General features: G+C 71.1%; 15 protein-coding genes. 12 read left to right on the plus strand and 3 right to left on the minus strand.

Annotated features, from left to right (window positions below; all coding sequences use genetic code 11):
- Positions 1–5 precede the first annotated feature (5 nt).
- The 4 genes from AC07FJ_RS01025 to AC07FJ_RS01040 are packed head-to-tail and all read left to right on the plus strand — an operon-like array spanning position 6 to position 5,051.
- A complete protein-coding gene (locus AC07FJ_RS01025) occupies positions 6–1,133 on the plus strand; it encodes a DegT/DnrJ/EryC1/StrS family aminotransferase (protein ID WP_479043950.1) in 1,128 nt (375 codons plus the stop codon).
- Entirely contained in the window at positions 1,130–2,143 is a 1,014-nt protein-coding gene (locus AC07FJ_RS01030; RefSeq protein WP_479043952.1) for a Gfo/Idh/MocA family protein, read from the plus strand. The genes AC07FJ_RS01025 and AC07FJ_RS01030 overlap by 4 nt, the downstream gene beginning before the upstream one ends.
- On the plus strand, positions 2,140–3,771 hold the full coding sequence (locus AC07FJ_RS01035; RefSeq protein ID WP_479043955.1) for a glycosyltransferase family 2 protein: 1,632 nt from the start codon (positions 2,140–2,142) through the stop codon (positions 3,769–3,771). Before AC07FJ_RS01030 ends, AC07FJ_RS01035 begins: the two co-directional genes overlap by 4 nt.
- Entirely contained in the window at positions 3,768–5,051 is a 1,284-nt protein-coding gene (locus AC07FJ_RS01040; RefSeq protein ID WP_479043958.1) for a nucleotide sugar dehydrogenase, read from the plus strand. Before AC07FJ_RS01035 ends, AC07FJ_RS01040 begins: the two co-directional genes overlap by 4 nt.
- A gap of 145 nt (positions 5,052–5,196) precedes the next feature.
- Here the strand turns inward: AC07FJ_RS01040 and AC07FJ_RS01045 are convergent, their stop codons facing one another.
- The 3 genes from AC07FJ_RS01045 to AC07FJ_RS01055 all read right to left on the minus strand — a co-directional run bounded on the left by AC07FJ_RS01045 (position 5,197) and on the right by AC07FJ_RS01055 (position 9,534).
- Entirely contained in the window at positions 5,197–7,455 is a 2,259-nt protein-coding gene (locus tag AC07FJ_RS01045; RefSeq protein ID WP_479043960.1) for a glycosyltransferase family 4 protein, read from the minus strand.
- The gene (locus AC07FJ_RS01050; RefSeq protein ID WP_361413540.1) at positions 7,452–8,786 is read right to left on the minus strand and encodes a glycosyltransferase; all 1,335 of its coding nucleotides are present in this window, start codon (positions 8,784–8,786) and stop codon (positions 7,452–7,454) included. The genes AC07FJ_RS01045 and AC07FJ_RS01050 overlap by 4 nt, the downstream gene beginning before the upstream one ends.
- Before the next feature lie 136 nt (positions 8,787–8,922).
- Complete coding sequence (locus AC07FJ_RS01055) at positions 8,923–9,534, minus strand: acyltransferase (protein WP_479043962.1); 612 nt, start codon at positions 9,532–9,534, stop codon at positions 8,923–8,925.
- 327 nt (positions 9,535–9,861) lie between these two features.
- Between AC07FJ_RS01055 and rplU the strand changes: the two genes are divergently transcribed.
- The 8 genes from rplU (at position 9,862) to proB (ending at position 21,363) form a co-directional block, all read left to right on the plus strand.
- Entirely contained in the window at positions 9,862–10,182 is a 321-nt protein-coding gene (gene rplU / locus AC07FJ_RS01060; protein ID WP_479043965.1) for a 50S ribosomal protein L21, read from the plus strand.
- Positions 10,183–10,196: 14 nt separating this feature from the next.
- The gene (gene rpmA / locus AC07FJ_RS01065; RefSeq protein WP_093613107.1) at positions 10,197–10,451 is read left to right on the plus strand and encodes a 50S ribosomal protein L27; all 255 of its coding nucleotides are present in this window, start codon (positions 10,197–10,199) and stop codon (positions 10,449–10,451) included.
- A 101-nt stretch (positions 10,452–10,552) separates the two neighbouring features.
- On the plus strand, positions 10,553–11,989 hold the full coding sequence (gene obgE / locus AC07FJ_RS01070) for a GTPase ObgE (protein WP_479043967.1): 1,437 nt from the start codon (positions 10,553–10,555) through the stop codon (positions 11,987–11,989).
- A 341-nt stretch (positions 11,990–12,330) separates the two neighbouring features.
- On the plus strand, positions 12,331–14,352 hold the full coding sequence (locus tag AC07FJ_RS01075) for a glycosyltransferase family 4 protein (RefSeq protein ID WP_479043969.1): 2,022 nt from the start codon (positions 12,331–12,333) through the stop codon (positions 14,350–14,352).
- A gap of 209 nt (positions 14,353–14,561) precedes the next feature.
- Positions 14,562–16,061 carry an SDR family NAD(P)-dependent oxidoreductase gene (locus AC07FJ_RS01080; RefSeq protein ID WP_468291044.1) on the plus strand — a complete coding sequence of 500 codons (1,500 nt, stop codon included), beginning with the start codon at positions 14,562–14,564 and terminating at the stop codon, positions 16,059–16,061.
- Between the two features lie 213 nt (positions 16,062–16,274).
- The gene (locus AC07FJ_RS01085) at positions 16,275–18,425 is read left to right on the plus strand and encodes a hypothetical protein (RefSeq protein WP_479043971.1); all 2,151 of its coding nucleotides are present in this window, start codon (positions 16,275–16,277) and stop codon (positions 18,423–18,425) included.
- A gap of 200 nt (positions 18,426–18,625) precedes the next feature.
- A complete protein-coding gene (locus AC07FJ_RS01090; protein WP_479043973.1) occupies positions 18,626–19,909 on the plus strand; it encodes a glycosyltransferase family 2 protein in 1,284 nt (427 codons plus the stop codon).
- Positions 19,910–20,214: 305 nt separating this feature from the next.
- The gene (gene proB / locus AC07FJ_RS01095; protein ID WP_468291053.1) at positions 20,215–21,363 is read left to right on the plus strand and encodes a glutamate 5-kinase; all 1,149 of its coding nucleotides are present in this window, start codon (positions 20,215–20,217) and stop codon (positions 21,361–21,363) included.
- Positions 21,364–21,436 lie beyond the last annotated feature (73 nt).

Raw genomic sequence — 21,436 nt, forward strand, 5'->3', positions numbered from 1 at the left:
CGTCCATGCCGAGCATCAACGAGCAGCCCATCCCCGCTGCCCGCCCGGTCATCGGTGAAGAAGAGATCGAAGCCGCCGTACGCGTACTGCGCACCGGCCGTGTCGTGCAGGGCCCCGAGGTAGCGGCCTTCGAGGAGGAGTTCTCGGAGCTGGTCGAGGGCCGGCACTGCGTCGCCGTCAACTCCGGCACCTCGGCGCTGCACCTTCTGCTGATGGCCATGAACATCGGCCCGGGCGACGAGGTGATCGTCCCGTCCTTCTCCTTCGCCGCCTCGGCGAACGCGGTCCGCCTGGTCGGCGCCGACGTCGTCTTCGCGGACATCGAGCGGGACAGCTTCAACCTGGACCCCGCCGCCGTCGAGGCCGCCATCACCCCGCGTACCGCCGCGATCATGCCGGTGCACATCTACGGCAACCCGGCCGCCATGGACAAGATCATGGCCATCGCCGACAAGCACAAGCTCGCGGTCGTCGAGGACGCCTGCCAGGCGCACGCCGCGGCCCTGAACGGCACCCCGGTCGGCGCCTTCGGCACCGGCGGCACCTTCAGCTTCTACCCGACGAAGAACATGCACTCCCTCGAGGGCGGCATGGTCTCCACCGCGGACGCCGAGATCGCCCGCACCCTGCGCCTGCTGCGCAACCAGGGCATGGAGCAGCGGTACGCGAACGAGATCGTCGGCGCCAACATGCGCATGACCGACGTGAACGCCGCCATCGGCCGCGTGCAGCTCGGCAAGCTCAACGGCTGGACCGAGCAGCGCATCGCCAACGCCGCGTACCTCTCGGAGCACATCACCGCCGCGAACGTCGTCACGCCGGTCGTCGCCGAGGGCGCGCGCCACATCTACCACCAGTACACGATCCGCGTGACCGGCGGTGAGGGCGCCCGCGACGCCGCGATGGCGAAGCTCACCGAGGCCGGCGTCGGCAACGCCGTGTACTACCCCACCCCGATCCACCGGCTGAAGCCGTACTGGGAGCCGGACCAGAAGGCGGGCCGCACCTGGGACCTGCCCGAGACGGAGAAGGCCGCGGCCGAGGTCGTCTCGCTGCCCGTGCACCCCTCGCTGACCCAGAACGACCTGGAGCGCATCGTCACCGCCGTGAACGCGCTGGGAGAGAACCTGTGACTGCTGCTGGACTGCGGGCCGGCCTCATCGGCCTCGGCTCGATGGGACGCCACCACGCCCGCGTACTGGCCGGGCTCGACGGCGTGACCCTCGTCGGAGTCGTCGACCCGATGGGCGACAAGAACGGCTGGGCCCAGGGCGCGCCCGTCCTGTCCACCGTCGAGGAACTGATCTCGCTGGGCATCGACTACGCCGTCGTCGCCTGCCCGACCGCGCTGCACGAGGAAGTCGGCCTGAAGCTCGCCGAGGCCGGCGTGCACGCCCTGGTCGAGAAGCCCGTCGCGGACACCGTCGAGGGCGCCCGCCGCCTCGTCGAGGCGTTCGAGTCGCGCGGCCTGGTGGCCGGCGTCGGCCACATCGAGCGCTGCAACCCGGCGCTGCGCTCCCTGCGCACCCGCCTGGAGGCCGGTGAGCTGGGCGACGTCTACCAGGTCGTCACCCGCCGCCAGGGCCCCTTCCCGCACCGCATCGCGGACGTCGGCGTGGTCAAGGACCTCGCGACGCACGACATCGACCTGACCGGCTGGGTGACGGGCCAGGAGTACACCTCCATCGCCGCCCACACGGTGTCCAAGTCCGGCCGCCCGCACGAGGACATGGTCTCCGCCGTCGGCCAGCTGTCCGACGGCACGATGGTCAACCACCTGGTGAACTGGCTGAGCCCGCTGAAGGAGCGCTTCACCTCCGTCACCGGTGAGCGCGGCTGCTTCATCGCCGACACCCTCACCGCCGACCTCACCTTCTACTCGAACGCCGCCGTGGCGACCGAGTGGGAGGCGCTGCGCGCGTTCCGCGGTGTCGCCGAGGGCGACATGATCCGCTACGCCATCCCGAAGCGCGAGCCGCTCCTGGTCGAGCACGAGCTCTTCCGCGACGCCGTGCTCGGCGAGTCGGAGGACATCTGCACGCTGCGCCAGGGGCTCCGTACGGTGGAGGTGGCCGCCGCGGTCCTCGAGTCCGCCAACAGCGGTGTCACCGTGCGGCTCTCCCCGGAGGACTCAGCGAGTTGACCACGCCCGATGTCACCGTCGTGGTAGCCGTCTACAACACGATGCCGTACCTGACCGAGTGTCTGAACTCGCTCGTCGGGCAGAGCATCGGCCTGGACCGGCTCGAGGTCGTGGCCGTCGACGACGGCTCGACCGACGACAGCGGCCGGGAACTGGACCGCTTCGCGGAAAAGTACCCGGGCACTGTCAAGGTGATCCATCAGGAGAACTCCGGCGGCCCCGCCGCGCCCAGCAACCGGGCGCTGGAGGTGGCCACCGGCCGGTTCGTGTACTTCATCGGCTCCGACGACTACCTCGGCGAGGAAGCGCTGGAGCGGATGGTCGCCTGTGCCGACAAGCACGGCTCGGACATCGTGGTCGGCAAGATGGTCGGCACCAACGGCCGCTACGTCCACCAGGCGCTCTTCAAGCAGAGCGACCCGGACGTGAGCCTGTACGACTCGGCGCTGCCGTTCACGCTGGCCAACACCAAGCTGTTCCGGCGCGAACTGGTGGAGAAGTACAAGCTGCGCTTCCCCGAGGACATGCCGGTCGGCTCCGACCAGCCGTTCACCATCGAGGCGTGCGTCCGGGCCGCCAAGATCTCCGTCGTCGCCGACTACACCTGCTACTACGCGGTCAAGCGCGGCGACGCCTCCAACATCACCTACCGCGCCAACCACCTCGCCCGCCTTCACTGCGTCAGCGAGATCATGCGGCGCGCGGCGGAGCTGATCGAGGCCGGTCCGAAGCGGGACGCCGTCTTCCAGCGCCACTTCACCTGGGAGCTCGCCAAGCTCATCCAGGAGGACTTCCCCACCCTGGACCGGGAGACGCAGACCGAGGTGTGCGCGGGCATCGCCCGGCTCGCGGACCTCTACTTCACCGACGCCATCCGCGACAAGCTCGACGTGAAGCGGCGCGTACGCATCGGGCTCGCCCAGCGCGGCGCCGTCGACGAGCTGGTGCGCGCCATCGCGGACGAGACCGAGCACGGCGCCCCGCCGTTCCTGCTGGAGAACGGCCGCGCCTTCGCCCGCTACCCCGGCTTCCGGGACGCCCGCCTCGGGCTGCCCGACCGGCTCTTCGAGGTCATCGCGGAAGCCGTACCCCGGCAGCTGGCGGAGGGTACGGCGCTGCTGGCCGCCGACTGGGAGCAGGACGCCGACCAGATGGCCGTCCGGCTCGCGGTGCGGATCCCCGTCACCGGCGAGACCGGCTCGGCCACCGTACGGGCGGCCGCCAAGGCCATGCCCAAGAGCGCCGACAAGCCCGGCGGCCGCCGGCTGCCCGCCGGCACCGACCTGCCGCCCGCCCCGCCCGGCGAGCAGACCCGCGAGGAGACGGCCGACGGCACCGGCACGGTGCTGCGCGTCCGGCTCCCCCTGGAAGCCCACCGGGCCAAGCTCGGCATCCGCGTCTACGTGGACGTGGCGGGCTCCGTGTACGAGATCCCGGTACCGGTCCGCGGCCAGCCGCTGCCGCTGGCCCGGCGCTGGCGCGAGCGGGTCCCGTACCGTGTCTCCGCCAACGCCAACCCCAAGGGGCGGCTGGTGATCACCACGGCTCCGCTCTGGGAGCCCTCGCCCGGCGTGGGCAAGCGACTGCGCCAAACGATGTCCCGTGTGAAGAGGAAACTGACCCGATGAATATCTGTGTAGTCGCGCTCGGCAAGATCGGCCTGCCGCTCGCCGTGCAGTTCGCCGCCAAGGGCCACAAGGTCATCGGCGCGGACGTCAACGAGAAGGTCGTCGAGCTGGTCAACGCCGGCACCGAGCCCTTCCCCGGCGAGCACGACCTGGACCGCCTCCTCAAGGAGACCGTCGGCGCCGGGCTGCTGTCCGCGACCACCGACACCACCGCCGCCGTCGCCCAGTCCGACGCCGTCGTGGTCGTCGTCCCGCTGTTCGTGGACGCCGAGGGCACCCCGGACTTCGGCTGGATGGACTCCGCGACGAAGGCGATCGCCAAGGGCCTCAAGCCCGGCACCCTCGTCTCCTACGAGACCACCCTGCCGGTCGGCACCACCCGCACCCGCTGGGCGCCGATGCTGGAGGAGGGCTCCGGCCTGAAGGCCGGCGAGGACTTCCACCTGGTCTTCTCCCCGGAGCGCGTCCTCACCGGCCGCGTCTTCGCCGACCTGCGCCGCTACCCCAAGCTCGTCGGCGGCATCGACGAGGCCTCCACCCGGCGCGGCGTGGAGTTCTACGAGCAGGTCCTCGACTTCGACGAGCGCAAGGACCTGCCGCAGGCCAACGGCGTGTGGGACCTGGGCACCGCCGAGGCGTCCGAGCTCGCCAAGCTGGCGGAGACGACGTACCGCGACGTCAACATCGGCCTGGCGAACCAGTTCGCCCGCTTCGCCGACCAGAACGGCATCGACGTCAAGAAGGTCATCGAGGCCTGCAACTCGCAGCCGTACAGCCACATCCACCAGCCGGGCATCGCCGTCGGCGGCCACTGCATCCCGATCTACCCGCGGATGTACCTGTGGAACGACCCGGAGGCGACCGTCGTGCGCTCGGCCCGCGAGGCCAACGCCGCGATGCCCGAGTACGCCGTCGACCTGCTGGCCGCCGCGTACGGCGACCTGACCGGCGTCAACGTGCTCGTGCTGGGTGCCGCGTACCGCGGTGGCGTGAAGGAGACCGCCTTCTCCGGCGTCTTCCCGACCGTCGAGGCCCTCAAGGCGCGCGGCGCGGTGCCGTTCGTCTCCGACCCGATGTACACCGCCGAGGAGCTCGAGGCGCACGGCCTGACCGCCCACCGGGGCGAGAAGGTCACCGCCGCGATCCTCCAGGCCGACCACGCCGAGTACCGCACCCTGACCCCGGCGGACCTGCCGGACGTCACCGTGCTGGTCGACGGCCGCCGCACCACCGACCCGGCCGCCTGGAAGGGCGTGCGCCGCGTCGTCATCGGCGGCTGACGCTCTCCGACGTACTCCACCGGCGAGGCCCTGTCGCGTACCGCGGCGGGGCCTCGCCGTTTCTCCGTCCACCCTCGGAGGTGCGCGTACGCACGACGGCCGGTTCCCCACGGGGGAACCGGCCGTCGTGCGTACGCGGTGCGGATCAGGACGCGGTGGTGTCCACCACCGGCAGGTGCTCGAACCTGGCACGGTCCATCTCGTTGGTGACGCGCAGCTCCGGATGGGCCTGCGCGATCCGCCACGCCGTCGGGGCCGCGTTGGTGTCGCAGGCGACCACGAAGTCCGTCGGGTCCAGCCGCAGCTGGGGCAGGATCTCCCGCTCGGCGATCTTCGCGTAGATGCGCGGGCGCACCACCCGGTAGCCGCGGTGGAACACCTTCTTGTGGAAGCTGCCCGCCAGCTTGCTGTGGGCGCGCCAGGTCGCCTTCACGGCGAGCTCGGGCGCCACCTTGTCGCGCTGCCGGCCGGCCAGCCGGTCCACGCGCCGCAGCACCGCGCGCGGGGCGCGGTAGACGACGAAACGCTCACCGCGCGGGATGAGCAGCCGTTGCTCGGCCTTCTCGATGTTGTGGACCTGCACGCGCTCGTCGAGCTGCGTACGCGTCCAGGCGCCCTCCCTGGCCGTGACCAGGTGGACCTCGACGCCCCGGGCGGCCAGGTAGTTCGCGTAGTCGGCGACGCGGCGGGGCCGGGCGGGGGTGTAGGCGAGGAGGAGGGCCCGGCCGGGAGCCGCCGCGGGGCCGGCCGCGCCGTCCTCCGCCTGCGCGGCCCGCGCCTCGACCGCCGCTACGGCCGCGGCGACCTCGGCGTCGACCGCGTCCTCGGGCTCCGGGTCCGGCTCGATGGCCGGGGCCCGGTCCTCGTACACCTCGATGAGCCGGCGGCCGACGACCGCGCGGCTGTACCGGGAGACCAGCACCTCCCGGGCCTTGTCCAGGTCGAGCTGGTCGAAGCGCTCGCGCAGCTCCCAGTAGGCGTCGACGATGACCTGGGGGTCGTCGCTGACGTCCATGAGCCCGCCGGCCAGTTCCTCTATGCCGGCGAGGGTCTCCTCGGGGCCGCGGCTGCGGGTGACGAGCACGGGCAGGCCCGCGGCGTTGGCCTCGACGACGGTCATGCCGAAGGTCTCGGCGCGGCTGGCGTGCACCAGGAGGTCGTACTGGTGCATGAGGCCGTTGACCTCCTCGGGCTGCACGGGCGGCAGGATCGTGAAGCGGTCGCCCAGCCCGAGCTCCTCCGCCCGCTCCAGCAGCTGCTCGCGCAGGGAGCCCGCGCCGACCATGGTCAGCGTGGCCTCGGGCTCCTTCTCGGCGACGAGCGCGAAGGCCTCCAGCAGCGGGACGACACCCTTCGCGGGGAGCAGCCGGCCGACGTACAGCCACTTGAGCAGCTTCTCGGAAGGCTTCGCCTCAGCGGTGAACCGCTCGAAGTCGATCACGTTCGGCACGATGCGGATCTTGCCGTCGTGGTGCGGGAACTCGCTCACGATCTGGTCGCGCAGGTGCTTGCTCACGCAGAGGAACTCGTCGGCGCGGTGCAGCACCTCGTCGTACAGCTTGCGCCCGGCCGGCTGCCGGAAGATCTTCTCCAGGAAGGAGGAGTGCTCGGTGACGACGATGCGCGCGTCGGGCCGGGCCAGGTGCATGGCCAGGACACCGCCGTAGATGCCGGTGTGCGCGTGGATCACGGGCGCCTCGATCCGGCCGGTGGGCAGGGCCTTGCGCAGGGCCTCCTCCTGGCGGGCGACCCAGACGGCGTAATTGCGGCGGACGCTGATGGGCACCGGCACGCGCGTGACGACGCCCTCGGGCGTGTCCAGCACCGGGATCAGCTCGCGCCGCTCCAGGAACCGCTCGGCGGTGGCCTTGATCGCGTCCTGGAGGAGCGGATCGGCGCTGCCGGGCCAGTCCTCCGTGTGCAGGATCGAGATCCGGTCGTAGTGGTGCCCGACGGCCTCGTTGGCGGCCTGCACGAACGACCCGGCGAACGGGTTGTTGGGGGAGGGGTACCAGGGCGTGACCACCGCGAGGTCGGCCGGCTCGGTGACCCGCTCCGTGCTCTCGTACGGCTCCAGCCGGAACTCCAGGCCCGGGCGGCGGCGCAGGGCCGTCCAGGCGACCGGGAGCGCCTGCGCGTCACCCGCGACGAGGAGGTCGGCGCCCTTCAGCGGCCCGTCCTTGGCGAGGACCAGCTTGCGGGCGGACCGCCAGGCGGAGCCCTTCTTGTTGAGCCCGGCCCGCAGGACCCGTACGCCGGGGATCTCCGGCAGGTCGTCCCACGCCGCGTGAGCGGAGACCACCAGGACGACCTCGCGTCCGGCGGCGGCCAGGTTCTCGACGTGGACGCGGGTGCCGCGGACCCGGGACTCCCCGAGCGCGAGATAGAGGACGTGGGTGCTCATCGGTGCTCCTCCACCAGCTTGCGCATCCGCTGTTCCCAGGGGCCGAGCGTCGCCGCACGGGTGTACTTGTGGGCGTGCTCGACGGCGAGCTCGTGCTGCGTGCGGTCGACCGCGCGGGCGGCCTCGGCGGCGGCGATGAACGACTTCGCGACCTGCTCCGCGGTGAGCTCACCGCCGGCGAACCAGAGCGGGTAGCCGTCGAGGACCTCGGTGGCGGCGATGTCGGGCTTGTGCACCGAGACGATCGGCTTGCCGGAGGCCATGTACTCGAAGACCTTGCCCGAGGTGACGTACCGCGCGCCCGGCACGCAGAAGACCAGCGCGTCGGTCTGCGCGTACACGGCCTTGGCCTCGGTCTTGCCGAAGGCGCCGTGGTAGCGCACCCCGATGTTCTCCTCCAGCGGCAGCCGCTTCGTCAGCGTCGCCACGTCGGCGGGGAAGAAGCCCAGGTGGCCGTGGATGTTCAGCTCGGCGTCCCGGAGCAGCGGGTGGCTGCGTGCGATGCGCCAGCCGTCGAAGAGCTCGTCGAGGGGAAGGTACGAGGTGACGGTGCCCAGGTAGCCGAAGCGCAGCGGGCGGTCCGGGGCGGGCGGGACGAACTCGGAGTCGCCGAGCAGCTCCGGCTCCCAGCCGTTGGGCACCACGGTCATGCGCTCGGCGGCGTACGGGTAGCGCTCGATGTGCCACTGCCGCATGCCGTCGTTGACGAAGACGGCCTCGGAGGCGTCACGGAGGACCTTCGCCTCCCACTCGAAGGCCTTGCTGTCCTCCTTGAACTTCAGCTGCTCGGTGAACTGGTTGAAGGTCCACGCGTCGCGGTAGTCCACCGCGTACGGGATCTTCAGCAGCTTGCTGAGCATGTGCGCCGCGATGAAGGAGGCGAACGGGTTCCCGGTGGCGATGATGAGGTCGAACTTCTCCTTGAAGTGCGCCTTCACGGCGTGGGTGAGGACGCCCGGGATCCAGGAGAGGTAGTGCTCGGGAAGGACCTTGGTCTGGAAGAGCTTGTAGAAGCTCGCGGCGAGGGTCGGGAAGTTGCGGCGCAGGCGGCCGAACTGCCGGACGTCCTTCTCCCACGCGTAGTACGCCATGGGGGGCCGGACCACCCGGACGCGCGGGTCGACGGTGTCCTCGAGGGAGGGGTCGCAGGCGTTCTGCAGGTACGTCTCGAAGAACTCGCGGGGGGCCGTGCAGACGGTTACGTCCCAGCCGGCTTCGGCGAAGTGGTTCGCAGTGGCGCGGCCTCTGAAGACACCACTTGCACGGCTGGGCGGAAAGAAATACGCGAGATACAGAACGCGTGGCCGGCGTCCGCTTGATCCGAGCGGCATGACAGTGGTGGAACCCTTCCCTCAAGGCAAAATGCGTCCATGCTATCGGACGCTTGATGTGCGTGTCCGGTTCTGTGGCGGAGCCGCGGTCGCCTGTGTGGCTGGTCACTCCGGGCGGCCGGCCCTCGGCTCAGCCTCAGGCGGAGAGGTCCCCGCGCTCCGACAGGACCCCGTCCTTCTCCTCGTACAGCGCGCCGGTCTTCGGGCAGGCCCAGACCCCGGGCTCCCCGTCCCGCTCGACCAGCCGGACGCCCTCCCGGCCGACCCAGCCGATCCGACGGGCCGGGACACCGACGACCAGGGCGAAGTCGGGCACGTCCTTGGTGACCACGGCGCCTGCCGCGACCATCGCCCACCGTCCGATGCGGACCGGGGCGACGCACACCGACCGCGCGCCGAGCGAGGCGCCCTCGGCGACCTTCACCCCGACGGCCTCCCAGTCGCTGCCCCGCTTCTGCCGGCCCTCGGGGTCCACCGACCGGGGGTTGTGGTCGTTGGTGAGCACGACCGCCGGCCCGACGAAGACGCCGTCGGCGAGCTCGGCGGGCTCGTACACCAGGGCGTAGTTCTGGATCTTGACGTTGTCGCCGATGCGGACGCCGGTGCCGATGTACGCGCCGCGCCCGACCACGCAGGCCTCGCCGAGCCGCGCGTTCTCCCGGATCTGGGCGAGCTCCCAGACGCTGCTGCCGGCCCCGATCTCAGCGGTCTCGTCGACCTGCGCGGTGGGCTGGACCCTGTAGTTCACTCTGACGCCTTTCCCAGTGCCTCTTCGCGGAGTGAGCATACGTGGGAGAGAAAACGCAACCGGTCGGCCGGTCGCCGGTCCGGGCCGGTAATGACGCCCAAGGGGGACGGCCATACCGTCCACCGGCCCGGTTTGACCCCTCCACCCGCGCCCCGTAACCTTGACCGTCGGCGTGTTTCCATGCGCGCCAGCTCCTGAGCACCTTCCTCCGGCGGGCCATCGGCCCCGGTCGGAGAGGCCGCTCATCCACCCGGATAGTCACGGACCTCGCCGGTCCGTGCGAGCGGCTGGCATCAGGAGTTCCCGTTCACGAGCAAGGAGAGAACCGTGTACGCCATCGTGCGCAGCGGTGGTCGCCAGCACAAGGTTGCTGTCGGCGACATCGTTGAGGTTGACAAGATTTCCACTGCCAAGGTTGGCGACACGGTCGAGCTCTCGACCCTGCTCGTTGTCGACGGCGACTCCGTGACCAGCGACCCGTGGGTGCTGGCCGGCATCAAGGTCACGGCCGAGGTCGTGGACCACCACAAGGGCGCCAAGATCGACATCCTGCGCTACAAGAACAAGACCGGCTACCGCCGTCGTCAGGGCCACCGCCAGCAGTACACGGCGATCAAGGTCACGGCGATCCCGACGGCCGCGAAGTAAGGGACTGAGGAGACATGGCACACAAGAAGGGCGCATCGTCCACCCGGAACGGTCGCGACTCCAACGCTCAGCGGCTCGGCGTGAAGCGCTTCGGCGGTCAGGTCGTCAACGCCGGTGAGATCCTGGTCCGCCAGCGTGGCACCCACTTCCACCCGGGCACGGGTGTCGGCCGTGGTGGCGACGACACGCTGTTCGCGCTGCAGGCCGGTGCGGTTCAGTTCGGTACGCACCGCGGCCGCAAGGTCGTGAACATCGTTCCGGCTGCCTAAGCCACTTACGAGAGGCGGACCTCACTTCCCGTATCGGGAAGCGGGTCCGCCTTTCGCTTGTTGCACCGAAGACAATTCCTACGTAACTGGAGGCATAGGACATGACCACCTTCGTGGACCGCGTCGAGCTGCATGTCGCCGCGGGTAACGGAGGCCACGGCTGTGCCTCCGTTCACCGGGAGAAGTTCAAGCCGCTCGGCGGCCCCGACGGGGGCAACGGCGGCCGTGGCGGCGATGTGATCCTGGTCGTCGACCAGTCGATCACCACCCTGCTGGACTACCACCACTCCCCGCACCGCAAGGCCACCAACGGCAAGCCCGGCGAGGGCGGCAACCGCTCCGGCAAGGACGGCCAGGACCTGATCCTGCCCGTGCCGGACGGCACCGTCGTGCTGGACAAGAACGGCGAGGTCCTCGCCGACCTGGTCGGCCACGGCACCTCGTACGTCGCCGCCGAGGGCGGCCGCGGCGGCCTCGGCAACGCCGCGCTGGCCTCCGCGCGCCGCAAGGCGCCCGGCTTCGCGCTGCTCGGCGAGCCCGGCCGGTCCGGCGACATCGTCCTGGAGCTCAAGACCGTCGCGGACGTGGCCCTGGTGGGTTACCCCAGCGCCGGCAAGTCCTCGCTGATCTCGGTGCTCTCCGCCGCGAAGCCCAAGATCGCTGACTACCCGTTCACCACCCTCGTGCCGAACCTGGGCGTGGTCACCGCCGGCTCCACCGTCTACACGATCGCCGACGTGCCGGGCCTCATCCCGGGCGCCAGCCAGGGCCGGGGCCTCGGCCTCGAGTTCCTGCGCCACGTCGAGCGCTGCTCGGTCCTCGTCCACGTCCTGGACACGGCGACCCTGGAGTCCGACCGCGACCCGGTCTCCGACCTCGACGTCATCGAGGAGGAGCTGAAGCAGTACGGCGGCCTCGACGACCGCCCGCGCATCGTCGTCCTCAACAAGATCGACATCCCGGACGGCCAGGACCTCGCCGACATGATCCGCCCGGAGCTGGAGGAGCGCGGCTATCGCGTCTTCGAGGTCTCGGCCGTGGCCCGCACGGGTCTGAAGGAGCTCTCCTTCGCGCTCGCCGAGATCGTCTCGAAGGCGCGCGCGGCCAAGCCCAAGGAGGAGGCGACCCGGATCGTCATCCGCCCGAAGGCGGTCGACGACACCGGCTTCAGCGTCACGCGCGAGGAGGACGGCCTCTTCCGGGTGCGCGGCGAGAAGCCGGAGCGCTGGGTGCGCCAGACGGACTTCACCAACGACGAGGCCGTCGGCTACCTCGCCGACCGCCTCAACCGCCTCGGTGTCGAGGAGGCGCTGATGAAGGCGGGTGCCCGCGCCGGCGACGGCGTGGCGATCGGCCCCGAGGACGACGCGGTCGTCTTCGACTGGGAGCCCACGATGATGGCGGGCGCCGAGATGCTCGGCCGCCGCGGCGAGGACCACCGCTTCGAGGCCCCGCGCCCCGCGGCCCAGCGCCGCAAGGACCGCGACGCCGAGCGCGACGAGGCGCTCCGCGAGTTCGAGGGCTTCGAGCCCTTCTAGTCCGGTCCGCCGGGACCTCTCGCGGGCTGTCCGGTCCGCCGGGAGCCCTCGCGGGCTCCGCGACACCCGGCGCCACGCGGGCCGGGGCCACGCGGCCGTGCCTTCGCGGTGCCCGGCGCCGCGCGGGCCGGGGCCACGCGGCCGTGCCTTCGCGGTGCGCGGCACCCCGTCGGCCGGGGCCACGCGCCCGGGGCTCTGCGCCACACCGGCCCCCGGGATCGGCACCCTGCGAGCCGGCTCGGACGGATTGCCTCCGTTCGCGCACAACCTCAGCCGTCGAACAGCCGTCTAGCTACGAGGGGCCGAGCAGAACCGCCCCCGGCACATCGAACGGAGCGTTGATGAAGATCTCCTTCCTCATCCACACCATCTACGGCATCGGCGGCACCATCCGCACCACGCTCAACCTCGCGGAAGAGCTCGCCGACCGCCACGAGGTGGAGATCGTGTCGGTCTTCCGGCACCGCGACATCCCGCTCTTCGACATCGACCCCCGCATCACCGTCGTCCCGCTCGTCGACACCCGCCCCTCCTCGCCCACCAACGAGAAGGAGCACCCGCTCCTGCTCCAGCCCGCCGAGTTCTTCCCCCGGAACGAAGCGCGCTACAAGGAGTACGGCAAGCTCACCGACGAGCGCGTCCGGGCGCACTACGCCACCGCGGGCTCCGACGCGGACGTCGTCATCGGCACCCGCCCCGGACTCTCCGCGTACGTCGCGCAGTTCGCGCCCTCCGGCGCCGTGCTCATCGGCCAGGAGCACATGACGCACCATCACCACAAGACGGCCCTGCGCAAGGAGATGTACGCGCACCTCGACGCGCTCGACGCGTACGTCACCGTCTCCGAGGGCGACGCCCGGGTGTGGCGCGAGCGGATGCCGCTGCCCGCCACGCGCGTGCTGGCCATCCCCAACAGCGTGCCGGAGCCGCCCGTCGCGCCGTCGGACGTCTCCGGGAAGACGGTGGTCGCCGCCGGGCGGCTCTCCCCGGAGAAGCAGTACCACGTCCTGATCGACGCCTTCGCCAAGGTCGTCAAGGCCCGTCCCGACTGGGACCTGCGCATCTACGGCTGGGGCACCGAGCGGGACAAGCTCCTCGCCCGCATCGAGGAGCTCGGCCTGTACAACAGCGTCCGCCTCATGGGCCCGCACTCGCCCATCGAGCCGGAGTGGGCGAAGGGCGCCATCGCCGCGTCGACCTCGCGCCACGAGTCGTTCGGCATGACGCTCGTCGAGGCGATGCGCTGCGGCCTGCCGGTGGTCTCCACCGACTGCGACTACGGCCCGCGCGAGATCCTCAAGGACGGCGAGGACGGCATCCTCGTACCCGTGGGCGACGCCGACGCGGTCGCCACCGCGCTGCTGAGCCTCATCGACGACGAGGAACTGCGCCGCAAGATGGGCGCCGCCGCCCTGCGCAACGCCCGCCGCTTCCACCCCGCCCAGGTCGCCGAGCAGTACGAGCGGCTCTTCGGGGAGCTGCGCACCGCCGCCGCCCAGCGCGCCGAGGCCGGCGGCTACGCCCCCGTCGCCGACTGCGTGGTCGAGCCCGACGGCGCCGTGACCGTCACGCTCGCCGGCCCGCACCGCGACGGACTCCACCTCGCCTGCGTACGCACCGACGACCGCACCGACGACCACCGCTTCCCCTTCGACTCCGAGGGCCGCGCCACCATCCCGGCGGACGCCGTGTTCCACGAGGGCATCTGGGAGGGGTCGGTGGAACTGCCCGGCTCCGGGCGCCGCGTCCGCATCACCACCCGCTCCATAGACCAGCGCGGCGCGATGCGCGCCCGGGACCGCGTCACCGACGGCGTACGCACCCTCGTCCCGTACCCCAGCAAGCCCAAGAAGCAGCTCCTGCTCCGCTCCTGGGTGCGCCCCGTCCACGCCGAGGCCGCCGATGTCCAGGTCTCGCGGGGGGAGATCACCGTTTCCGGTGAACTGATCGGCGCCGCGCCGGCACCGGACGCCCCCACCCTGATCGTGCGCCGCCGCGGCCGCGGCTCCGTCGACCTCACGTACCCCGGCACCTGGCAGGGCGACGGACGGTTCCGCTTCACCTTCCCGGCCGCCGGCCCCGCCGCCCACCAGACCGCGGCCAACCAGTGGTGGGACCTGCTCGTGCGGTACGCGCCCGGTGCCGAGCCCGTCCGCCTCGCCCGCGTCCTCGACGACATCGTCGACAAGGGCCCCGTCTTCGGCTACCCCGGCACGCGGCTGCGCAAGAAGCGCCCCTACGCCCTGCTGCGCATCGTGGCCCGCAGGCTGCGGGGCCTCCCGCAGCAGTACGTGCGGGTCCGCCCGGCGTACGCCGACACCAACGACCTGCTGGTCAATGTCGCCGATGTGCCGGTCAAGTAACCGGCTCCGCACACCGTCATCACACTCCGCCGTCCCCCGTGTGGCGTCGGTCACCGAACGCCCTTCCGGATACCGGAACAACTCCCCAGGCCACGCGGTGAACACGGGGTGTCCACCCGGTGCCGGGGGCCTGCTGTCCGCCTTGCGGGACGGTCACGGAGAGTGCGACCATCAGCCCGTCCCCCCGTCGTCGCAAGGTAGGTCGTTCTGTGTCAGCGCCGCATGAAGCCAAGACCCGCACCACAGCAGTCGTCCTGGCCGGTGGTACCGGCCAGCGGGTGGGCCTCGCGATTCCCAAGCAGCTGCTGAAGATCGCGGGCAAGGCGGTCATCGAGCACACGCTGACGATCTTCGAGCAGGCCGAGTCCGTCGACGACGTGATCGTGCTGATGGCGCCTGGTTTCGTGCCCGACGTCGAGAAGATCATCGCCAAGGCCGGGCTGACCAAGGTCACCCGCGTCCTGGAGGGCGGCGCCACCCGCAACGAGACGACTGAGCGCGCCATCCGCGCCCTCGGCGAGGGGCTCGCGGAGGGCGAGGACCGCAACGTCCTCTTCCATGACGCCGTCCGTCCGCTTCTGTCACAGCGTGTGATCAAGGACTGTGTCGAGGCCCTCGACCGCTACCAGGCCGTCGACGTCGCCATCCCGTCCGCGGACACGATCATCGTGACCCGCACCCACGGCGAGGACGGCGAGTTCATCACCGACGTCCCGGACCGCTCCCGGCTGCGCCGCGGCCAGACCCCGCAGGCGTTCAAGCTCTCCACGATCCGCAAGGCGTACGAGGTCGCCGCCGGCGACCCCAACTTCCAGGCCACCGACGACTGCTCCGTCGTGCTGAAGTACCTGCCCGACGTGCCGATCCACGTCGTGCCGGGCGACGAGTACAACATGAAGGTGACCCAGCCGGTCGACGTCTTCATCGCCGACAAGCTCTTCCAGCTGGCCTCCACCGCCGCGCCCCGCCAGGCCGACGAGGCCGCCTACCGCGAGCAGCTCTCCGGCAAGACCGTCGTCGTCTTCGGCGGCTCGTACGGCATCGGCGCCGACATCGCCGCTCTCGCCGAGCGCTACGGCGCCACGGTCTACGCGCTGGGCCGCTCCACCACCGGCACCCACGTGGAGAACCCCGACCACGTCGACGCCGCGCTGGCCAAGGCGTACGCGGAGAGCGGCCGCATCGACTACGTGATCAACACCGCGGGCGTGCTGCGCATCGGCAAGCTCGCCGAGACCGACAGCGCCACCATTCAGGAAGCGCTCAACGTCAATTACCTCGCGCCCGTGCACATCGCCCGCGCGTCGTACAAATACCTGGTCGAGACCAAGGGGCAGCTGCTGCTCTACACCTCCTCCAGCTACACCCGCGGCCGCGCCGAGTACAGCCTTTACTCCTCGACCAAGGCCGCCATGGTGAATCTCACCCAGGCCCTCGCCGACGAATGGGCCGGCGATGGAATCCGGGTGAATTGCGTCAACCCCGAGCGCACCGCGACCCCCATGCGTACGAAGGCGTTCGGCCAGGAGCCGGCCGGCTCGCTGCTGTCCTCCGAGGCCGTGGCCCGGACCTCGCTGGACGTGCTGTTGTCCGAGCTCACCGGCCACGTCATCGACGTACGACAGCAGGACCCGACCGCCGGTGCGAGCGAGGCGTCGGGCTTCGAGCAGGCACTGGCGTCCGTTCTGGACCGTCAGGGAGATGTGTAATACTCGGCGGATCGCAGAATCTCATGATCTGGATCGCTTGATGTGCAATTCGGGCCTCTGTGTCGCCTCACCGCGAATACAGGGGCCCGAGTTCGTGAACCCCCGGGTTCACGGGCCTCGAGTTCATGAACCACCGGTTCACGGGCCCGTGGCTCCTGAACCCCCCCGCATCGCAATGAATAAACCGGCACCCCCCTCTGGAGCAGGTTCTTCGTGATTTCGACCGCCATTCGCCTGGTACGCGTGGGCAGCGCGTCGGAGCTGGCCGCGGCAGTCCTGATGGGACTGGGCTATCCGTGCGTCATGCTCGCCGCGCTCATCCCGAACCTCTGGTTCTTCGCGGCCGCCGGTGCCGTGACCTATGTCGCGGACTGGTATCTGCACCAGAAGAAGAGCTACTTGATCAACCGGCTGAGCAAGGTCAGAGCCGGCCTGCCGATCCGCTTCCTGCTGCGCCAGCTGCTGCTGATCCTGCTGCTCGCCCGCGAGAACCTCGCCGAGCAGCCGGTCTTCTACGCCGCCGTCGCCTGCTTCCTGCTCTTCTACGGCCTCCAGGCCCCGCAGGGCGCCCTCGCCACCCTCATCCGGCTGCGGCGCACCATGCCGGTCGTCACCCGCAACATCGACCTGCACGCCGTGCGCATCCCGGACGCCCCGCCGCGCGCGCTGCTGAATCGGTCCGCCGAGAAGATGCTGCACCTCGACATCCCGGCCGTCGCGGGCGTCATCATCGCCGCCGCCACCGGCGCGAACACCGTCGCGTACGCCGGTGTCGCCGCCACCCTCGCGCTGGGCCTGCTCTACACCCTCGTCCTCGTCCCGTACCTGCGCCGGGGCCGCCGCGTGCCGGCCGCGGGCGCGGTCCTCAAGGCCGTCGGCACCTGGCTCGGCGAGTACCAGCCGACCGTCGCGCTGTACTTCTCGGGCTCCGACGACTCCGCGTACCAGGTCAACATGTGGCTGGAGACGATGGAGCAGGCCGACGGCCGGCCGATCGTCATCATGCGCGAGCGCAACCTGGTCAAGAAGCTCAACCCGACGTCCGTGCCGGTCCTGTGCGTGCCCGGCGGGCAGCACCTGATGGCGATGGACTTCTCCTCGATCCGCGTCACGCTCTACGCGGCCAACGTCGGCAAGAACATCCACATGCTGCGCGTCCCGACGATGAAGCACGTCTTCATCGGGCACGGCGACAGCGACAAGCTCGCCAGCGTCAACCCCTTCTCCAAGGTGTACGACGAGGTCTGGACCGCCGGCCAGGCGGGCCGCGACCGGTACGCGCTCGCCGACGTCGGCGTCCGCGACGAGGACATCGTCGAGGTCGGCCGCCCGCAGCTCGCGCCGATCACGACCTGGACGGGCACGCCGAAGAACCCGATCCCGACCATCCTGTACGCCCCCACCTGGGAGGGCTGGGACAACAACCCGGGCAACACCTCGCTGCTGCTGGCCGGCGAGAACATCATGAAGCGGCTGCTGAACGCGCCGAGCCCGGTCCGCGTGATCTACAAGCCGCACCCCTTCACCGGCCTGGTCAACAAGAAGGCCAAGGCCGTCGACGAGCGGCTGCAGAAGATGGTCGCCGCCGCCAACGCCGCCCGCGCCGCCGACCCGCGCTGGGCGAAGGAGATCGCCGCCGCGCAGGCGTCGCAGAGCGCGGCGCGCGCCGAGCTCGCCCGTATCGAGGCCCGGATCGCCGAGCTCTGCCGCCCCGGCCGCAAGGGCGGCGACGAAGCCGAGGAGTCGCGCGTCTCGCTCGCCGACCCGCACCGCCTCGCCGAGATCAAGCGGCTGCGCGCGCAGTGGAACGACGCGTACTGGCGCTCCTTCGGCTGGTGGGAGCACCGCGTCGTCACCGGCCCCGAGCCGAAGCTGTACGACTGCTTCAACGAGTCCGACGGCATGGTCTCCGACATCTCCAGTGTCGTGTCGGACTTCATCGCGAGCGGCAAGCCGTACGCCGTGACCGACTCCGCCGAGCTCGGCGTCGACGAGTTCAAGCGCCAGAACACCGCGGTCCGCGCCGCGGTGATCCTCTCCAACAGCGCCGCCGAGCTGGACGAGCTGCTGGCGGCCGTGGCCGACCCGGCCGCCGACCTCCTCGCGGCGGAGCGGCGGCGGCTCAAGCGGTACCTGCTGGGCCCGGACGAGCCGACCTCCATGGAGCGGTTCAACGCGGCGGTCCGTGCCCTCGCCACCAAGGCGGAGGCCCGCAACCGCGGTGTGGCGCAGCGGCTGGGCGGCCAGCGGATCGGCGAGCTGGACGCGGAGGCCACGGCGGGAGCGGACGTGGTGACCGACACCGTGGCCGAGAAGGGCGCGGAGGAGACCACGGAGGAGGCGGCCGCCCCCGTCGCGACCTGACGCGGCGCGGACGTACATCGCCGTACACCGCCGTAGACGTCGGCGTACACACAACGGCCCGTAAGTCCCTCGTACGAAGGGGACTTACGGGCCGTTGTGCGTGCCGACACATGCGCGACACGGCTCGGGGGCACCATGACGCACTGACGGACGGCCGTCGTCCGTTTACCGTTCACCGCTTACCGCCGTAGTGGGTGCCGATGCCTGAGACCACTCCCGACGCTTCCGTCACTCCCGATGTCAGCGTGATCATCGGGGCCTACGAAGCCATGCCGTACCTGGTGAAGTGCCTGGACTCGGCCGAGGCGCAGACCATCGGCCCGGAGCGCATGGAGATCATCGCCGTCGACGATGGCTCGACGGACGGCACCGGCGAGTACCTGGAGGAGTTCGCCGCCCGGTCGGCCGTGCCGACGAGGGTCGTGCGGCAGACCAACTCCGGTGGCCCCAGCGGCCCGCGCAACACCGGGCTGAAACTGGCCCGCGGCCGGTACGTCTTCTTCCTCGACGCCGACGACTACCTCGGCGACGAGGCCCTGGAGCGGCTCGTCGCGATGGCCGACAGGGCGGGCACGGACGTGGTGCTCGGCAAGACCGTCGGAGTCAACCGCAACGCCGCCAAGTCGATGTGGGGCCGTACCGTCGAACGCGCCGACATCTTCACCTCCAACGTCAAGTACACGCTCAGCGCCCAGAAGCTCTTCCGGCGGGAACTGCTGATGCGCCACGGCATGCGCTTCGACGAGTCGCTGCGTACGGGCGAGGACGCGCTGTTCACGCTGGAGGCGTACCTGCGCGGCAACGGCGTCTCGGTGGTCGCCGACTACGTCTGCTACTACCTGGTGGGCCGCGAGGACGGCAAGCACGTGACGAAGAGCGGGAGTTACACCCTGCGCTTCGACTCGGCGAAGGCGCTGATGGAGCTGATCGCCCGGCTCGTGCCGAAGGGCCGGAAGCGCGACCTGCTGATGCTGCGGCCGTTCATCGTCACGCTGCTGCCGCAGTTCGGGCCGGTGCTGCTCAAGCAGTCGCCCGAGGTGCTGCGCCACAAGATGGAGCTGGCGGCGCCCCTGATGGCCGCGTACTGGACACCGGGCGTCGCGCGCCGGCTCAAGCCCGAGGACCGGCTGCGGCTGACCTGCGTGGCGCTGAACAAGCCGGAGGCGCTGCGAGAGGTGGTCGCGTATCTGAAGGCGGGCACGCCTCCGGAGCGCGTGCGCCGCTGGGGCCGCGCGTACCTGGCGTACCCGCACTTCCGCGACCCGGTGGCGGGCATCCCCGACGCCGCGTACGAGCTCCGCGGCGCCGGGGGCCCGCGCGCCGCCGTCCGCGCGGCCGCTCGCCGCATCCTGCGCCGCGCCTACCGCCGGACCCGGCGCCTCGCGGGCACCGCCCTGCGCCGCCTGCACCTGCGCGGCCCGCGCGCCACCGCCCGCACGCCACGCACGGCGACTCCCGGAGAGGCGGCCCGGGAAGCGGCGTGAGGGCCGGGCGCGGGCGGCGAGCGGACGGGTGGCGGCCATCGGGCGTAGGGGTCCGGCTGCGCGGGGCACGCGCGCGGGTGACGCGTACGCCGGGGGGATCGGATTCGGCCGCTTTCGCGACGGCTCACGCCGGGCGCCCCAGCAGCGCCCGCGCGCCCGCGTGGAGAGGGGCCCGCGCGCCCACCCCCGGCGGGTCGGGTGCCCGCGCGGAGAGGGGCCCGGTGCGGCGTCGGCGTGTCCAGCGCGCTGTCCACGCGCTGAAACACGCGCGCGCCGACCACCGCCCCTGGCATAGATTTCCCCATGTGACAGCAGTGGCAAGGCAGTACGTAACGGAAGCCCGCAGGATCGTCGTCAAGGTCGGCTCCTCGTCCCTGACCACCGCGTCCGGCGGCCTCGACGCCGACCGCGTCGACGCCCTCGTCGACGTACTCGCCAAGGTCCGCGGCGGCGGGGACGGCGGCGAGAAGGAGATCGTCCTGGTCTCCTCCGGCGCCATCGCCGCCGGCCTCGCACCCCTCGGCCTCGCCCGCCGCCCCAAGGACCTGGCCCGCCAGCAGGCCGCCGCCAGCGTCGGACAGGGCCTGCTCGTCGCCCGCTACACCGCCTCCTTCGCCCGCTACGGCGTACGCGTCGGCCAGGTGCTGCTCACCACCGACGACACCAGCCGCCGCGCCCACTACCGCAACGCCTACCGCACCCTGGACCAGCTCCTCGCCATGGGTGCCGTGCCGATCGTCAACGAGAACGACACCGTTGCCACGGACGAGATCCGGTTCGGCGACAACGACCGCCTCGCCGCGCTCGTCGCCCACCTCGTCCGCGCTGACCTGCTGGTCCTGCTCTCCGACGTGGACGGGTTGTACGACGGTGATCCGTCGAAGCCCGGCACCTCGCGGATCGAGGAGGTGCGCGGACCGGAGGACCTGGAAGGCGTGGAGATCGGTTCCGCGGGCAAGGCGGGCGTCGGCACCGGCGGCATGGTGACCAAGGTGGAGGCGGCCCGGATCGCCGCCGCCGCGGGCATCCCCGTCGTCCTGACCTCCGCCAGCCGGGCCGCCGACGCCCTCGCGGGCCGCGACACCGGCACGTACTTCCGGCGCACCGGCCGGCGCTCGGCGAACCGGCTGCTGTGGCTCGCCCACGCCTCGACCCCGCAGGGTGCGCTGCTCCTCGACGAGGGCGCCGTACGCGCCGTGGTGCAGGGCAAGAAGTCGCTGCTCCCGGCCGGTATCGCGGGCTTCGAGGGCGACTTCGCGGCCGGCGACCCCGTCGAGCTCCGCGACGCCGCGGGCCGGGCCGTCGCCCGCGGGCTGGTGAACTTCGACGCCAAGGAGATGCCGCAGCTCCTGGGACGTTCCACCCGAGAGCTCGCGAAGGAGCTGGGTCCGGCATACGAGAGAGAAGTCGTACACAGGGACGATCTGGTCGTCCTCCAGCCCCAGAACGGCTGAAAGTCCCGCCATCCGCCGGAGACCTTCACCAAAACAGCCCCACGTTCCGCTCAGGACTGGTCAACTTTGTGTC

The sequence above is a fragment of the Streptomyces sp. NPDC045998 genome (genome assembly GCF_056430285.1).